Here is a 15,842-nt window from a genome sequence, read left to right as displayed (position 1 = left end):
GCCACTGTGGGGGAGTGCGGGGGCCATTTCGGGGCCCCCGCATTGAACAGAGCCGTGAAGAGGTGAACGGGTGTCCGCCACTGTGGGGAGTGCGGGGGCCATCTCGGGCCCCCCGCATTGAATGGAGCCGTGAAGAGGTGAACGGGTGTCCGCCGCTGTGGGGGAGTGCGGGGGCCATCTCGGGGCCCCCGCATTGAACAGAGCCTTACAGAAGTAAACGGTTGTCCGCCAACCGAGCCGTACAGGACTAGACGGTCGCCGAGAAATGCCCGCCGACGCCGAGCCCTACCGCCCTCCGTTCTGGTATCGCGGCCGGCACCTCCAGACGCTCTGGGGGCCGCTGTTCCGTCACTGGCGGCGGCCCCCGGTGCGCCGCGAGCGGCTGGAGACCCCCGACGGTGATTTCCTGGACCTCGACTGGCTCGAGGGCGCGCCGGCGGACGCCCCGCTGGTCCTGATCCTTCACGGGCTCGAAGGCTCGTCCCGCTCGCACTACGCTCGGGGACTCTTGCTCGGGGCCCGGCGCCTCGGCTGGCGGGCCGCGGTGCTGCATTTCCGCTCGTGCAGCGGCGAGGTCAATCGGCTCGCCCGCCTGTACCACTCGGGCGAGACCACCGACCTCGAGTGGATGGTGGACTGCCTCGGCAAGCGGGACGACGCGCGGCCGATCGGCCTGGTGGGCATCTCGCTCGGCGGGAACGTCGCCCTGAAGTGGCTGGGCGAGCGCGGCGACGCGGCGCCGCCCGAGATCGCGGCCGCGGTGGCGATCTCGACCCCGTTCGACCTGGCCGCGTGCGCGCGGGTGCTGGACCGAGGATTCAATCGCGCGATCTATACCCGGAGCTTCCTGCGCACGATGAAGGCGAAGATCCTCGACAAGCGGGGTCTGTACGACGGAGACCTCGATCTGCCCGCGGTGCTGCGGTCCCGCACGTTCCGGGAGTACGACCGGCTCTTCACCGCGCCGCTGAACGGGTTCGCCGACGAGAACGACTACTGGACGCGGGCCAGCAGCGGCCCCTTCCTCCCGGGGATCCGGCGTCCGACCCTGCTCATCAGCGCGACGAACGATCCGTTCATGCCGGCCGAGAGCCTGCCCCGCGCCGCGGTGGAGCAGTCCGCCTGGCTCGAGGCCGAGTTCGTCACGCAGGGCGGACACGTGGGATTCCTCGACGGCGCGCTCGGCGCGTCGTCGTGGGCCGAGCGGCGCGCGCTCGCGTTCCTGAGACGGCATCTGCTACGATGAGCGCCGTGCTGCGCGACGCCTACGGCCTGCCCGTCACCACCGCGTCCCGCGTCGCGGTGGACCACTACGACCGCGGCGTGCGCGCCCTGCTGGGGTTCGGCGCCGAGGCGATCGCCGACTTCCGCCAGGCCGTCACGGCCGATCCCGAGTTCGTGCTGGCCGCCGCCGCCCTCGCGGTCTCGCTCTATCTCGACGAGCAGATCCCGGCGGCCCGCGCCGCGATGGAGCAGGCGACCGCCCTCGGCGCGGCCCAGGCCGCGCGCCTGACCGCTCGCGAGCGCCGGCATCTGGAGGCCCTCGGCCTCTTCGTGGGCGGCCGGAGCAACGAGGCGATCGCCCTGATGAAGGCGATTCTCGCCGAGCATCCCCGCGACATGGTGCTGATGCAGCGCCTCTACTACATCTACTTCTGGCAGGGCCGCTCCGCCGAGATGCTCGCGCTGACCGAGTCGGTGCGCCCGGCCCTGGCCGACGACGGCTACACCCTCGGTTATCACGCCTTCGCCCTCGAGGAGAACCGGCGGCTCGACGAGGCGCTGCCGCTGGCCGAGGCGGCGCTGAGCGTGAACCCGCGCGACGCCTGGGCCGTGCACGCGATCGCCCACGTGCTCTACGAGCGCGGCGACAACCGCCACGGCATCGAGGCGCTGCCCGCGCGCATCCATCCGTGCGATCACCTCGGCTACTTCAAGAACCACCTGCTGTGGCACCTGGCGCTCCTCCACCTGGCCGAGGGCGACTACGAGCGAGGGAGCCGGCTCTTCGAGAGCGTGTTCGGCCGCAGTCCCATCGCCATCGCCTCCGACCTCCAGGACTCGGTCGCGCTCGCGTGGCGGCTCGACCTGTTCGGCCATCCCGACCCGCGGCGGTGGGAGCACCTGGGCGCGGCGGCCCGGCGCTGGCTCGACATGCCGCTGCTGCTCTTCCACGATCTGCACGTGGGGATGGCCCTCGCCGCGGCGGGGGACTGGACGATCGCGGAGCTGCAGCTCGAGCGGCTGCGCCAGCGCAGCAAGAAGTCGAAGAACCCCACGCTGGGCGAGGTGGTGGTGCCGCTCATGGAGGGCCTGCACGCGTTCGCCCGCGGCGACTACGCGGGGAGCGCGGCGCGCATCGAGCCGGTCGAGTCGCGCATCATCGAGGTCGGCGGCAGCCACGCGCAGCGGGAGGTCTTCCACGACACCCTGCTCGCCGCGGCCCTGCGGGGGCGGCAGGCGCGCGCGGTGTCGCTGCTGGAGCGCCGCCTGGCCAAGCGGCCCAATCCCGGACACTACTGGCAGCAGCAGACCGTCGCCTGATGGCCCGCCGCTCCCTCGTGATCCGGCGCGGCACCGCGCGCGACGTGCCCACGATTCTCCGATTGATCCGCGGGTTGGCCGAGTACGAGCGGCTCGCTCACGAGGTGCGCGCCACTCCGGCGCGCGTGCGCGCCCACGGCTTCGGCCCGCGGCGGTACTTCGAGACCCTCATCTGCCGTCGCGAGGGCCGGCCGATCGGCTTCGCGCTCTACTTCTTCACCTACTCCACGTTCCTGGCCCGGCCGACCCTCTACCTGGAGGATCTGTTCGTGCTGCCGGAGGAGCGCGGCGGAGGGGCGGGCAAGGCCTTGCTGAAGGCGCTGGCCCGCATCGCGGTCCGGCGCGGCTGCGGCCGGCTGGAGTGGGCGGTGCTCGACTGGAACCGGCCGGCCATCGGCTTCTACAAGCGGCTCGGCGCCCGCCTGAACAAGCAGTGGATCATCACCCGCCTCACCGGCACTCCGCTGCGGCGGCTCGCGCGCTGACCGGTCCGGCGTGATCCGGCTGGCCGCCGCGCTCTGGACGATGACCCTGCTCGGGGCCGCGCTGCCGGCGGCGGCGCAGTCGATCACCTGCCCGGCGGGGACCAAGCTCGGCGGCGCCGAGACCGAGGTCGGGAAGTTCCAATGGTGCGAGCAGAGCGCGCCGGGCGGGATGATCCGGCAGGGGCCGATGGTCGGGTTTCATCCCAACGGGCGCCGGAGCTTCGAGCTGACCTTCGTCGACGGCACGCCGCGCGGCTCGATCCGCGCGTGGTACGAGGGCGGCCAGCCGAGCATGACCGGTGACACCCGCCCGGACAACGGCACCCTGATCCTGTGGGACGAGCGCGGGCGACGCCGGGCGCAGATCGACGTCCGGGAGCGCCAGGTCCTGACGCAGGCGTGGGACGAGCAGGGTCGCGAGGAGCGCTACGACGAGAAGAAGCTGGCCCGGGCCTTTCCGAACAATCGGAACCTGCCGTTCATCATGAACCTGTTCGCGGTCGGCATCGGTATCCAGTAGCCCTCACGCCGCCCCGCTGACCACCGGCGGGATCTGCCCGGCCCACGGCGCGGCGGCCTCGAACGCGGCGGCGGCCTGCAGCACCGCGGCCTCCTGCCGCCGCCGGCCCACGATCTGCAGCCCGACCGGCAGCCCGCTCCTCGTGAAGCCGCAGGGCACCGAGATCGCAGGCAGGCTGGTCAGGGTGATGCCGTAGGTCAGGAAGAACCACTGCGTGTAGTTGTCGAGCGGCTTGCCGTTGATCTCGGTCGGATACGGCTGCTCCACCGGGAAGGGCGGGACCGCCACGGTGGGGAGGAGCAGCAGATCGCGCGTCTCCATGAACTCGCGCACCCGATGCCACAGGCGGGTGCGCAGCTTCTCGCCGTTGCCGATCTGCTCGGGGGTGAGCGACAGCCCCTGCTTGATATTCCACACCAGGCCCTTCTGCATGACCGACTCCCACTGTGCGAGCTTGTCGGCGTGGCGGGCGACCATGCCGAGGCCTCGGGTGGCCAGGACGATCTCGTTGGCCTCGCCGAAGTCGGGGCAGGCGTGCTCGATCTTCGCGCCGAGGGCCCGGAACACCCGCGTGGCGCCCTCGGCCACCGTGGCGACTTCGTGGTCCACCGGGATCAGCCCGTTGAGATCCGGGCTCCACGCCACGCGCCAGCCCTTGATCGACGGTCGCTTCACCGCCGCGGTGAACCGACGCGTGTCGACCTCGTAGGACAGCGGCGCGCGATCGTCCGGCCCGGCCATCGCGGCGAGCATGAGCCCGACGTCGCCCACCGTGCGGGCCATCGGCCCCGTCACGCTCAGCGAGTCCCACCCGAGATCGGCCGGGTAGACCGGGATCAAGCCGGGCGTCGTGCGGAATCCGACGACGCCGCAGAACGCGGCGGGCGTGCGTAGCGAGCCGCCCAGGTCCGAGCCCTGTGCGAGCGGTCCCATGCCGGTGGCGAGGGCGACCGCGGCGCCCCCGCTCGAGCCCCCGCACGTGAGCGCGGTGTTCCACGGATTGCGAGTCACGCCGAACACCGCGTTGAAGGTATTGCCGCCGGCGCCGAACTCGGGCGTGTTGGTCTTGCCCACCACGATGGCCCCGGCGCGCTTCAGCCGCTCGACGTACAGCGCGTCCGCCTCCGGCACGTGGTGCTCGAAGATCTTGGAGCCCCAGGTGGTGCGGATGCCCCTGGTCGGCGTCAGGTCCTTGATCGAGACCGGGACGCCGTGGAGCGGACCGAGCGCGGCGCTCCGTCGGCCGAGGGCCACCGTCGCCTTCTTCGCCTCGGCCAGAGCCGACTCGCGGACCAGCGTGACGTACGCGTTCACCCGCGGATTGACCGCGTCGATGCGCGCGAGCACCGCCTGCATCACCTCGAGCGGCGATGCCTTGCGCGTGCGGTAGAGGCGCTGCAGGGCGGTGGCGGGCGTGAAGCACAGGTCGCGGTCGGACACGGGCGTCTCCTGGCTGGTGTGGGCTACGGGACGGAAGCCTAGCACGGCTGTCCTTACAGGGCAGCCGGTTTGCTTGACGACCTCGGGGGAATGCGCTAGGTTGCCGCGTCCGACCCGACCGCTCCCAGGAGGCTTTCATGTTCCTTCGAGCCCTCGTCGTGTCCGCTCTCATCGCGTCGACCACGCTGGCATGGGCCGCGCTCGCTCACGCGACGCCGATCACGTCCATCACGCACCTGAACAGCTTCCGCGATACGCGGTCGGCCAATGACGTGGGCATCGGCTCAGGCGATCTCAACCAATTCGGCGCCGACGTGGTTCCGCGGTTGGGTACGACCGTGACGGCGGTACAAGGTGGCTTCGTCGTCGGACCCATTGCGTGTGCCGGTCTCGCGGTGAACGCGGACTTTTGCGCGGCGGCCCCGCTGTTCAACCCGACTCGCACGGCAACGTGGGCCCTCACGTTTCAGAATGGAGCTGACGTGGCCATCGCCACCACGCCGGCGATAGGCAGCATTCCCGCGGCCCCCGTTCCGTTTCCGACCAGCGTGACCATCTCCAATTCCGGAACCACGCCGACCTTGAGCTGGATCGTGCCGCCCGGCTTTACTCCGGACGCGGTGCGGGTGAACGTGTTCGACAAGAGCGTGACCCTGGTGAACGGGCAGAAAGACGTGATCTTCGTGAGATCGCTGGACGCAACGCAGACGAGCTTCCAGATTCCCGCGGCGAATCCTCAGAACCCGCAGCAGCCGCTGCTCAAGCCCAATGGCCAGTACGTGCTCAACGTCCAACTCATCGAGACTCGGGGCCATGTCCCGTTGCTCAACGGTGACGGTAACGACAATATCCTCCGTCGCTCGAGCGCGTTCTTCGACTTTTCTCCGTTGACCGGGCCTCAGCCTGCCGCGTTCCTCCCGACCCGAGGCCCCGGCATCGACGCGCCCTACAAGTTCGACGTGCGCGCCATACTCGCCAACGAGACGGTGTTCATCGATCCCTTCGTCGCGGTGGGGTACAAATACGCGATCGGAGCCGGTGATCCGAATTTCAAATCGGTTCTCCTGCCCGCGGTGGGCGACAACCAGTACACCCTGAGCTACATGGACGGCCTGAACCTCATCCAGATCTTGCTCGGGGCGAACAGCCAGTTCTTCTTCCCGCAGGGCGGCGTGGGGGCCTTTGAGGTGGGCGGCATCGAGGTATCGGCCGGGCTCGACCCCAACAACGTCACCGCCTTCATCACCGGCCTGACCTTCGTGGCTGACGGTCAGTTCACCGGCACGATGACCCCGGTGGTGACGGAGATCGCGGCGACGCCGGAGCCCGCGACCGTCCTGCTCCTCGGGGCGTCGCTGATGGGATCCGGCCTGGCCACCCACCGACGCCGGAGGCGCTAGGCTCGCCTCGGCAATGAACGGTCAGGCGTCCGGGGCTCCCACCGCCGCGGCGCCGCCATCGGGCGTCGGGGTGCGGCTGGACATGACCTTGCGCGGGTCGAGCGCATCGCGGAGGCCGTCGCCGATGTAGTTGATGCTGAGCACGGTGAGGAAGATCGCGGTGCCCGGGAAGATCGCCCAGTGCGGCGCGAAGTCGAGGTTGTCCTTCGCGTCGAAGAGGATGCGGCCCCAGGTCGGGATGTCGGGCGGGAAGCCCAGCCCCAGGAACGACAGCGAGGACTCCGCGATGATGGCGGCGGCCACGTCGATGGTGCCGGCCACGATCACCGGGCCCACCGCGTTGGGCAGGATGTGGCGGATGACCTGTCGGAGCGGGGGCGCCCCGAGCCCGCGCGCGGCCTCGACGAATTCCTTCTCCCGCAGCGAGAGGAACTGCGCGCGCACCAGGCGCGCCACCGGCATCCAGCGCAGGCCGCCGATCACCACGACCACCAGCGCGAAGACGCCCATCTCGGGCCCCAGCACCCGCTTGAGCGAATCGCGGAAAAGATAGACCAGGAGCAGGAGCAACGGCAGCTGCGGCAAGGACAGGAAGAGATCGGTGAGGCGCATCAAGGTGTGGTCGGTGGTGCCGCCCACGTGGCCGGCCGCGGCCCCCACCACCGTGCCTACGGTGATCGCGATCAGCATCGCGGCCACGCCGACGGCGAGCGAGATCCGGCCGCCGTAGAGCATCCGGGCCAGCAGATCCTGGCCCAGGTCGTCGGTGCCGAGCGGGTGGGCCCAGGTCGGCCCCTTCAGCTTGGCCCGGAAGTCGATCTCGTCGATCGGCACCCGGTACACGAACGGGCCCACCATCACCGCGGCCACCATCACGAGCAGCACGACCGCGCCGAAGGTGGCCAGGTGGTGCTTGCGAAAGCGCCGGAACGCTTCGCTCCACAACGAGCGCACCGCCGGCGCGCGCGAGGCGGGCGCCGTGCGGGTGACCGCCTCGGCCGCGACCCCGGTCGGAGGCGTCATGGGCTAGCGATACGAGATGCGCGGATCGAGCCAGCCGTACAGCAGGTCCGCGACCAGGTTGAAGACGACCACGAGACAGGAGAACACGAAGGTGATCGCCATGATCACCGGAGTGTCGTTGGCCAGGATCGAGGTGATCAGTAGCGAGCCGATGCCGGGCACACGGAAGATCTGCTCGGTGATGACCGCCCCGGTGAAGATGCCGGGGATCTGCAGGGCCACCAGGGTGACCACCGGGATGAGGGCGTTGCGCACCACGTGCTTGAGGATCGTCACCCGCTCCGACAGCCCCTTGGCCCGCGCGGTATTGATGTAGTCGAGCCGCACGATCTCCAGCACCGCCGAGCGCACGAACCGGGTCATCGCCGCACCCTGGAAGAGGCCGAGCACCGCCACCGGCATGATGGCCTGGCGCAGATTTTCCCAGTACCAGCGCCAGCCGGTGGCGCTGATGTCGGCGCGGTAGATGAACGGCAGCCAGTCCAGATAGATGCTGAAGAAGAGGATGAACAGGATGCCGGTGAAGAAGGTGGGCAACGAGAAGCCGATGAAGGCCAGCGTCGTCGAGACCTGGTCGAACAGCGAATACGGCCTTACCGCCGCGTAGATGCCGACCGGCAACGCGACCAGCAGCCCCAGGAGCTGGGCCAGGCCGAGCACCCAGAGCGTGGTGGGCAGGCGCTGTAAGATCAGGGTGCCCACGTCGATGCGGCTCACGAACGAGAAGCCCCAGTCGCCCTTGAGCATCGAGGTGAACCAGCGGAGGTAGCGCACCGGGATCGGATCGTCGAGGCCGAACTGGTGCCGGAGGTTCGCGCGCACCTCCGGCGGGACATTCGGGTTGGTGGCGAGCTCCTCGAAGGGATCGCCAGGGGCGAGGCACAGGATCGTGAACAGCACCAGGCTGATCCCCGCGAGCACGGGGATCATGATCAGCAGCCGGCGCAGGAGATACCTGGACATCTAATTGATGCAGCCGGCGCCGGGTTCTGGGCCCGGCGCCGACCCGCCTCCCGCTACGCCTCCTTGTGCCAGAACGGCAGCTGCCAGAAGTCCGAGTCCCAGCCGCTTTGGGCGACCTTGAGCTTGTTGCTGATCGCGGAGACCCGCGGCCGCCAGGCCACCGGGATCACTACCACGTTCTTGATCACCATGTCGTTCATCTGGATGAACAATGCCGCCCGCTTGACCGGATCCACCTCGGCCTCGGCCGCCTTGTGGAGCTTGCCGTACTCCTCGCTCTGCCAGCGGGTGATGTTGCGGCCCTGCCACTTGTTCTCCTTCGACGCGATCTCCCAGGGCGTGAACTGGAGCATGAAGTCCTGGGGATCGGGCATGGTCTCGGTGACGGTGTACATCTGGAGGTCGGTGGAGAAGTGCGGGTACGTATCGAGGTTGGCCGGGTCCGACGAGAAGAACACCGACGCGACCACCGACTTGATCTCGATCTCGATGCCGGCCTTGGCGCAAGCCTGCTTGACGATGGCCTGCGTCTTCTGACGGGGAGCGTTGATCGAGGTCTGGTATACCATCTTCAGCTTCTTGCCGTCCTTGGCCCGGATGCCGTCGGCGCCCTTCTTCCAGCCTGCCGCCTCCAGGATCTGGTTGGCCTTGTCGACGTTGAACTCCCAGCGGTTGTTCTTGGACACGAACGGGGCCGGGGCGTTCAGGAAGTTGGCGGTGGTGAGCGCGGTGCGCCCGTAGATCTGCTCCTGCACCGAGGCGCGATCGACCAGCATGCTCAGGGCCTGGCGCACCGCGGGGTCGGTCAGGAAGGGATGCTTGGTCTTGAGGCTGGAGCGCTCGCCGTCGACCTCCGTCCACGGGTCGGTCTGGTTGCACTGGATGTGCTCGATGTTACCGGTGGTGACGATGCTCGCCTTGCCGCGGCCGCCCTGCTCGAAGCGCTTGAGGATCTCGTCCTCGACCTGCATGTTCCAGGCGTAGTCGTACTCACCGGTCTGCATGACCGCGCGCGCCGCCGAGACCGCGTCGCCGCCGCCCTTCATCTCGATCGAGTCGAAGAACGGGCGGTTGGGCACGTGGTAGCTCGGGTTCAGGTCGCCTTTCACGATGTCGCCCGGCTTGAAGTCCACGAACTTGAAGGGGCCGGTGCCGACCGGCTTCAGATTGTTGGGCGCCTCCCGCGACTTCTCGCCCAGGTAGGGCTCGAAGAGGTGCTTGGGAATGATCATGCCGTTCACGCCGCAGAAGGCGTTGGCCCAGAACGGCACCGGCTTCTTGAAGACGAGCCGGACGGTATGGCTGTCCAGCACGTCGATCTTGTCGATGTCGGTGTAGGAGCCGATCGTCCGCGCGGCGGTCTTGGGATCCTTGACGAACTCCCAGTTGAAGACCACGTCGGCCGACGTGAACGGCTTGCCGTCGTGCCAGGTCACGCCCTTCTTGAGCTTCCACGTCACCGACCGGCCGTCCTTGCTCACCCCGCCGTTCTGGACCGACGGCACCTCGGCGGCCAGCACCGGGAACAGGTTGCCGTCCGGGTCGTAGGAGGCCAGCGGCTCGTAGAAGATGCGCGAGCCGTCCTGGTCCTTGGTGCCGGTGGCGAAGTGCGGGTTCAGCAGGGTGGGCGCCTGCCACCAGAGCACCTTGAGCTGCCCGCCGCCCCCGCGCTTTGTCGGATTGAACATCGCGGCGCCCTTGGTCTGGGCCTGGGCGACTCCGGCGTGGGCAAGCATCTGGGCCGCCATGGGAGCGGTCAACCCGAGCCCCAGCATGGTCTGGACGAAGGCGCGGCGGCTCAGCGTCCCAGCCTTGACCTGGCCGATCAGGTGCCTCAGTTCGTGCTCTTGCATCGGTGGTCCTCCTGAGAGAATGGGTCGGCGGCGACCGGTTGGAATGGCCTTATATACGGCTCGCGGCCGAAACTGTCAAGTTCACCGCCAGGTTCCACGCTATGCCTGCTTGTGCCAGTAGGGCAGGCGCCAGAAGGTGGAATCCCACCCGGTCAGGTCCATGCCCTGCAGCGCGTGGGCGGCGCCCGAGACTCCGTTGCGCCAGAGCACCGGGATCACCACCACGTTGGAGATGACGATGTCGTTCATCTTGACGAACAGGGCCGCCCGCTTGACCGGGTCGATCTCGCTGTCCGCTGCCTTGTAGGTCCGGTCGTACTCGTCGCTGCGGAAGCGGGTGACGTTGCGGCCCTGCCACTTGTTGGCCTTCTGCGAGACCTCCCACGAGCAGAACTGGTTCATGAAGTAGCCGGGGTCCGGCGCGGTCATGGTGGTGTTGTACATCTGCAGGTCGGCGTAGAAGTGCGGGTAGGTGTCGGTGTTCGCGGCATCCGAGGAGAAGAACACCGAGGCCACCACGGACTTGATCTCGATCTCGATGCCCGCCTTGGCCGCGGCCTGCTTGACGATGGCCTGGTTCTTCTGGCGGGGGGCGTTGATCGAGGTCTGGAAGAGGAACTTCAGGCGCTTGCCGTCCTTGGCCCGGATGCCGTCGCCGCCTCGCTTCCAGCCGGCCGCGTCGAGGACCTGGTTGGCGCGATCCACGCTGAACTCCCACCGGGTGTTCTTGGAGAAGAACCGCGTGGGCGCGTTCAGGAAGTTCGCGGTGGTCTGCCCGCCGCGGCCGTAGATCTCCTCCTGCACCGCGGAGCGGTCCACCAGCAGGTTGAGGGCCTGGCGCACCGCGGGATCCGAGAGGACGGGATGCGCGGTCTTCACGTGCGACCGCTCGCCCTCCACGTCGGTCCACGGGTCGCTGAAGTTGCACTGCATGTGCTCGGGATTGCCGGTGGGCCAGATGTTGACGCGTCCCTTGCCGCCCTGCTCGAGCCGGCGCAGGAGGTCGTCCTCGACCTGCAGGTTCCACGCGTAGTCGTATTCGCCGGTCTGCAGCACCGCCCGCGCGGCGGAGGCCGCGTCGCCGCCGCCCTTCATCTCGATCGCGTCGAAGAAGGGCCGGTTCGGCACGTGATACGCGGCATTCGCCTCGCCCCGCACCGTGTCGCCCGGCTTGAAGTCGACGAGCTTGTAGGCGCCGGTCCCGACCGGACGAAGGTTCGCGGGCGCCTCGCGGCTCTTGGCTCCCCGGAACGGATCGAAGACGTGCTTGGGGATGATGGCGCCCCGCACCCCGCAGAACGGGTCGGCCCAGAACGGCTGGGGCTTGCTGAACGTGAGCTTGACGGCGTGGCTGTCGACCTTCTCGAGCTTCGAGATCTCGCGGTACGACCCGCTGGTGACCGCGGCGGTGGCGGGATCCGAGACGAACTCGTAAGTGAAGACCACGTCGTCGGCGGTGAGCGGCTTGCCGTCGTGCCACGTCACGCCCTTCTTGATGCGCCAGGTCACCGAGGTGAGATCGCGGGCGAGCCCGCCGTTCTGGACGCTGGGCGTCTCCGCGGCGAGGATCGGGATCACGTTGCCGTCGGGATCGAAGGCGGCGAGCGGCTCGTAGAAGATGCGCGAGGCGTCCTGGTCCTTGGTGCCGGTGGCGAAGTGGGGATTCAGCAGCGTGGGCGCCTGCCACCAGAGCGCTTTCAGGAGCCCGCCGCCCCCGCGCTTCGTCGGGGTGAACGCCGGCGCCTTCGCCTGCGCGTGGGCCACTCCGGCCGGGGCGAGCAGCTGTGCGGCCATCGGCGCGGTGAGGCCCAGGCCGATCATGGCCTGAACGAACGCACGACGGCCGAGATGGCCCGCCTTCACCTGGGAGATCAGCTCGCGGAGGTTGTGATCGTCCATGGAATCCTCGTCGGGGTTAGAGGGCCTCGATGATGGTATCGGCGCAGCGCGGGGCGAGGCGGTGCCGCCGATGTCGTCGGTGCGGGAGCCTGGGTCGGTCGGCGCCCGACGGCATGGCGGGTGTCAACCGCGGGCGCCGAGCATGCGCACCGCGACGTCCAGAGCCTCCAGCATGCTCTCGGGATTGGCGATGCCCTTCCAGGCCCGGTCGAACGCGGTCCCGTGGTCGACCGACACGCGGAGGAACGGCAGCCCGACCGTGACGTTGACGCCGGACAGCCCGGTCCAGGTGCCGCTCTTCTCGTCGTAGTTGAAGCCGAGTGTCTTCACCGGCACGTGTCCCTGGTCGTGGTACATCGCGACCACGATGTCGAACTCGCCCCCGCGGGCGCGGGAGAAGACCGTGTCGGCGGGCAGCGGACCGTGCACGTCGAGCCCGGCCCGCCGCGCGTCCTCGACCGCCGGGATGATCTGCGTCTTCTCCTCGTCGCCGAAGAGGCCGTCCTCGCCCGCGTGCGGATTGAGCCCGCACACCGCGATGCGGGCCCGCGGGCGGCCCAGGCCGGTCATGGTCTGCTGGGCCAGGTGGATGACGCGGCCGACGCGCTCGCGGGTGACCAGGTCCGGCACGCGGCGCAGCGCCACGTGGGTGGTGACATGGATGACGCGCAGCTCCTTGCCCATCAGGAGCATCGCGAAGTCCTTCGTGTCGGTGAGCCGGGCCAGGATCTCGGTGTGCCCGGAGTGCTGCACGCCCGCCGCGGCGAGCGCTTCCTTGTTGACCGGCGCGGTGACGATGCCGTCGATGGCGCCGGCCTGACAGAGCCGCACGCCGGTCTCGATGTAGGCGTACGCGGCGCGGCCGGCCTCGGCGCTGACCGTGGATTTCGGCAGCGCGGCCGCATCCACGTTGGCCAGGTCGAGGCACTCGAGCGCGCCCGGCTCGAAGCGGCATGCGTCGATGGATTTGACCGCGTGCAACCGCAGCGGCGACCGGAGCAGCGTCAGCGTCGCCTCCATCACCGACCGGTCGCCGATGACCACCGCCTTGCACGCCGCCGCGACCTCGGGCTGCGCCAGCGCCTTGGCGATGATCTCCGGGCCGACCCCGGCGGGGTCGCCCATGGTGATGCCGAGCACGGGAACGCGAGCGGCGGTCACGAGGTTCCTCCCAGGAGGGCGTCGAACACGGTCGAGCGGAATCCGCCCGCCTTGGTGAGCAGCGAGATCTCACGTCCCCCGCGCAGGACGAGGCGGCCCAGGGCCAGCCCGTCGGCCGGGGCGCCGACGAGGTCGAAGCGCCGCGGCCCGAGCGCCCGGATCAGCGCGTAGGCGGTGTCGCCCCCGGTGACCGCCACGAGATCGGGCGCGGCCGCCTCGAGGATCTCGGTCGCGGTCTGCGCGAGGCTTCTCAGGATGTCCTCGCGCGACACCGGCGTCGTGACGCTCGCGACCACCGCGGGCCGGCCGCTCGCCAGCGCCGCGATGGCCGGCGCGGGATCGGTATGGTTTTGCGAGCCGGCGACGACGACAGGCACCGAGAGGGCTGCTCCATCCACGAGGGCGCGGCTGGTCGGATGCAGGCTGCCGATCACGACGAGCCAGGCGCGGCCGTGCGGCAGCGGCACGATCGGCACGCCGCCGCCGAGCGCGCGGCTCAGGGCCCGGCCGAGACCCGCCGATCCCGCGACGAGGGTGCGGGACACGATCAGCGCGGCCTCGGCGAGGCCGGCCAGATCGGCGTCGGTCTCCGCGTCGGCGGCGACCACCGCGCCCCGGTGCTGCTCGAGTCGGTGGGCGACCTTCTCGCGGCCGGCGCGGACTTCCTCCAGGCCGAGCCGGGCGACCGGGCGCACGCCCGCGAGCAGGCCCAGCATGTCCGAGGTGGTCGCGCGAAACGCGGGGTCGCGGCCGATCGGGGACTCGTGGACGGGAACGGAATCGACGAGGAGGCAACCATCACGAACGACGCGCCGCTGAGCCGGGAACGCGGGGCAGACGAGCGCGCCGGAGAAGCCGTGCTCGAGCAGCGCGGCCAGCTCCGCGGCCACCGAGCCGCGCATCGTCGAGTCGATCTTCTTGAAGACGTGACCGGTCGCCAGCCGCTGGCGCAGCCGCTGTGCGCTCGCGCGCACCGCGGCACCGGCCGCCTCGGGGGGCAGCATTCGGCTCTCGGTGTCGATGGTGATGACGGGCCGGTCCGAGGACGACAGATCGGGCTCGGCGATCACTCCGACCGGTCCGGCTCCCGCGAACAGGCAGCCGGTGTCGCAGGCGCCGGTCAGGTCATCGGCGACGATCGTGACAACCTGGGATGCGCTTGCCGCCATGAGTGGACCACCGTACCACAGAATCCGCGGCTTCCGGACCAGGCCCGACGCGGTGGGCCGGCGGACGCGCGGTGTATACTGCGTCGGTGAAATCTCGCCTCGTCGTGGCGCTGCTGCTCACGGTCGCCGCGCTGGCGTGGGCGTGGCTGCCGAGCCGCGAGGGGATGTCCGCCGAGGATCCGGTGGCGGCGCTCTCCCTGATCCGTCCCAAGCCGGTGAAGGACGCGCCGGAATTCCAGGTGCGCACGCCCGACGACCACACGATCCGGCTCGCGGACCTGCGCGGCAAGGTCGTGTTCCTCAACTTCTGGGCGACGTGGTGCGAGCCGTGCCGGGAGGAGATGCCGAGCATGGAGCGTCTGCACCGCGCCTACAAGGATCGCGGCCTGGTGGTCCTGGCCATCTCCCTCGACGCACAGGGGGCGAGCGTGGTGAATCCGTTCGTGAAGAAGTTCGCGATCACCTTCCCGGTCGGGCTCGATCCCAAGATGGCGGTGCGGGAGACCTACGGGGTGTGGGCGGTGCCGTCCACCTTCCTCATCGACAAGCAGGGCAAGCGCGTGCTGTTCGCCAACGGCGCGCGCGAGTGGGACGGCAAGGCGGCCCACGCGTTGATGGACTCGCTGCTCAAATGAGCGAGTCCCTCGGCGTCCTGGTGGCCTTCTCGGCCGGGCTCTTCTCGTTCCTCTCCCCGTGCGTGTTGCCGCTGTTCCCGTCGTACCTGTCCTTCATCACCGGGATGTCGGTGGACCGGCTCACTCACGAGGTCAGCGCGGGGGCGCGGACCCGCGTGCTCCTGCACTCGGTGGCCTTCATCGTCGGCTTCAGCGTGGTCTTCGTGAGCCTGGGCGCGTCCTTCAGCGCGGCGGGTCAGTTCCTGCTGGACTACCGGGACTGGATCCGGATCGGCGGCGGCGTGCTGATCATCGTGTTCGGGCTGTACATCGCGGGCGTGCTCCGCGTCGGCATCTTCGGGCGGACCCAGCAGATGCAGATCCGGAGCAAGCCGGCCGGGCTCATCGGGTCCTTCCTGGTCGGGCTGACCTTCGCGATTGGCTGGACGCCCTGCGTGGGGCCGATCCTGGGCTCCATCCTGACCCTCGCCAGCAACGACAAGACCATCGGGCAGGGGATCACGCTGCTGCTGTCCTACTCGGCCGGGCTCGGGCTGCCGTTCCTGCTCTCCTCGGTGGCGCTGGGCGCGTTCCTGCGCTTCTTCAAGCGCTACCGCCCGTTCATCCCGGCGGTGGAGCGCGCGGCCGGCGTGCTGCTCGTGGTGGTGGGCATCCTCGTCGCCACGAACTACTACGTGCTGCTGAACTCCTGGGCCATCAGCCTCACTCCCGAGTGGCTGCTGAAGCGCCTCTAACCCAGCAGGAGGTCGG

The 15,842-nt window shown here is 69.4% G+C and carries 13 protein-coding genes and 1 pseudogene; 7 read left to right on the top strand and 7 right to left on the bottom strand.

All coding sequences use genetic code 11. The features are described 5' to 3' along the window. Positions 1 to 265 precede the first annotated feature (265 nt). The 4 genes from VKN16_08660 to VKN16_08645 are packed head-to-tail and all read left to right on the top strand — an operon-like array spanning position 266 to position 3,549. Positions 266 to 1,246 (top strand): alpha/beta fold hydrolase, encoded by a 981-nt coding sequence (locus VKN16_08660; GenBank protein ID HME94270.1) that lies wholly within the window; start codon positions 266 to 268, stop codon positions 1,244 to 1,246. Next, positions 1,243 to 2,544, top strand: a complete 1,302-nt coding sequence (locus tag VKN16_08655) for a hypothetical protein (protein ID HME94269.1) — start codon at positions 1,243 to 1,245, stop codon at positions 2,542 to 2,544. The genes VKN16_08660 and VKN16_08655 overlap by 4 nt, the downstream gene beginning before the upstream one ends. Continuing rightward, the gene (locus VKN16_08650; GenBank protein ID HME94268.1) at positions 2,544 to 3,029 is read left to right on the top strand and encodes a GNAT family N-acetyltransferase; all 486 of its coding nucleotides are present in this window, start codon (positions 2,544 to 2,546) and stop codon (positions 3,027 to 3,029) included. Before VKN16_08655 ends, VKN16_08650 begins: the two co-directional genes overlap by 1 nt. A gap of 10 nt (positions 3,030 to 3,039) precedes the next feature. After that, positions 3,040 to 3,549, top strand: coding sequence for a hypothetical protein (locus VKN16_08645; GenBank protein ID HME94267.1), 510 nt, complete (start codon positions 3,040 to 3,042; stop codon positions 3,547 to 3,549). Between the two features lie 3 nt (positions 3,550 to 3,552). On the opposite strand, the gene VKN16_08640 is transcribed toward VKN16_08645, so the two are convergent. Next, positions 3,553 to 4,989, bottom strand: coding sequence for an amidase (locus VKN16_08640; protein HME94266.1), 1,437 nt, complete (start codon positions 4,987 to 4,989; stop codon positions 3,553 to 3,555). 137 nt (positions 4,990 to 5,126) lie between these two features. On the opposite strand from VKN16_08640, the gene VKN16_08635 reads away from it, so the two are divergent. After that, on the top strand, positions 5,127 to 6,389 hold the full coding sequence (locus VKN16_08635) for a PEP-CTERM sorting domain-containing protein (GenBank protein ID HME94265.1): 1,263 nt from the start codon (positions 5,127 to 5,129) through the stop codon (positions 6,387 to 6,389). Positions 6,390 to 6,470: 81 nt separating this feature from the next. Here the strand turns inward: VKN16_08635 and VKN16_08630 are convergent. From VKN16_08630 to VKN16_08605, 6 genes and pseudogenes are all read right to left on the bottom strand, one after another. Beyond that, positions 6,471 to 7,412: pseudogene (locus VKN16_08630) on the bottom strand (ABC transporter permease). Between the two features lie 3 nt (positions 7,413 to 7,415). Then, positions 7,416 to 8,375 carry an ABC transporter permease gene (locus VKN16_08625; GenBank protein HME94264.1) on the bottom strand — a complete coding sequence of 320 codons (960 nt, stop codon included), beginning with the start codon at positions 8,373 to 8,375 and terminating at the stop codon, positions 7,416 to 7,418. A gap of 53 nt (positions 8,376 to 8,428) precedes the next feature. Continuing rightward, a complete protein-coding gene (locus VKN16_08620; protein HME94263.1) occupies positions 8,429 to 10,228 on the bottom strand; it encodes a peptide ABC transporter substrate-binding protein in 1,800 nt (599 codons plus the stop codon). Positions 10,229 to 10,327: 99 nt separating this feature from the next. Next, on the bottom strand, positions 10,328 to 12,127 hold the full coding sequence (locus VKN16_08615) for a peptide ABC transporter substrate-binding protein (protein HME94262.1): 1,800 nt from the start codon (positions 12,125 to 12,127) through the stop codon (positions 10,328 to 10,330). Between the two features lie 123 nt (positions 12,128 to 12,250). Further along, positions 12,251 to 13,288, bottom strand: coding sequence for a 4-hydroxythreonine-4-phosphate dehydrogenase PdxA (pdxA, locus tag VKN16_08610; GenBank protein HME94261.1), 1,038 nt, complete (start codon positions 13,286 to 13,288; stop codon positions 12,251 to 12,253). Then, positions 13,285 to 14,457: a four-carbon acid sugar kinase family protein gene (locus tag VKN16_08605; protein HME94260.1), complete on the bottom strand. Its 1,173-nt coding sequence runs from the start codon at positions 14,455 to 14,457 to the stop codon at positions 13,285 to 13,287. Before VKN16_08605 ends, pdxA begins: the two co-directional genes overlap by 4 nt. A gap of 86 nt (positions 14,458 to 14,543) precedes the next feature. Between VKN16_08605 and VKN16_08600 the strand changes: the two genes are divergently transcribed. Together VKN16_08600 and VKN16_08595 are read left to right on the top strand one after the other, a co-directional pair. After that, positions 14,544 to 15,092, top strand: coding sequence for a TlpA disulfide reductase family protein (locus VKN16_08600; GenBank protein ID HME94259.1), 549 nt, complete (start codon positions 14,544 to 14,546; stop codon positions 15,090 to 15,092). Further along, positions 15,089 to 15,826 carry a cytochrome c biogenesis protein CcdA gene (locus VKN16_08595; GenBank protein ID HME94258.1) on the top strand — a complete coding sequence of 246 codons (738 nt, stop codon included), beginning with the start codon at positions 15,089 to 15,091 and terminating at the stop codon, positions 15,824 to 15,826. The genes VKN16_08600 and VKN16_08595 overlap by 4 nt, the downstream gene beginning before the upstream one ends. The last annotated feature ends 16 nt before the right edge of the window (positions 15,827 to 15,842 follow it).

It is taken from the genome of Candidatus Methylomirabilota bacterium (assembly GCA_035315345.1).
GTDB lineage: Bacteria > Methylomirabilota > Methylomirabilia > Rokubacteriales > CSP1-6 > CAMLFJ01.
This window is presented reverse-complemented; position numbering and strand designations above follow the sequence as displayed.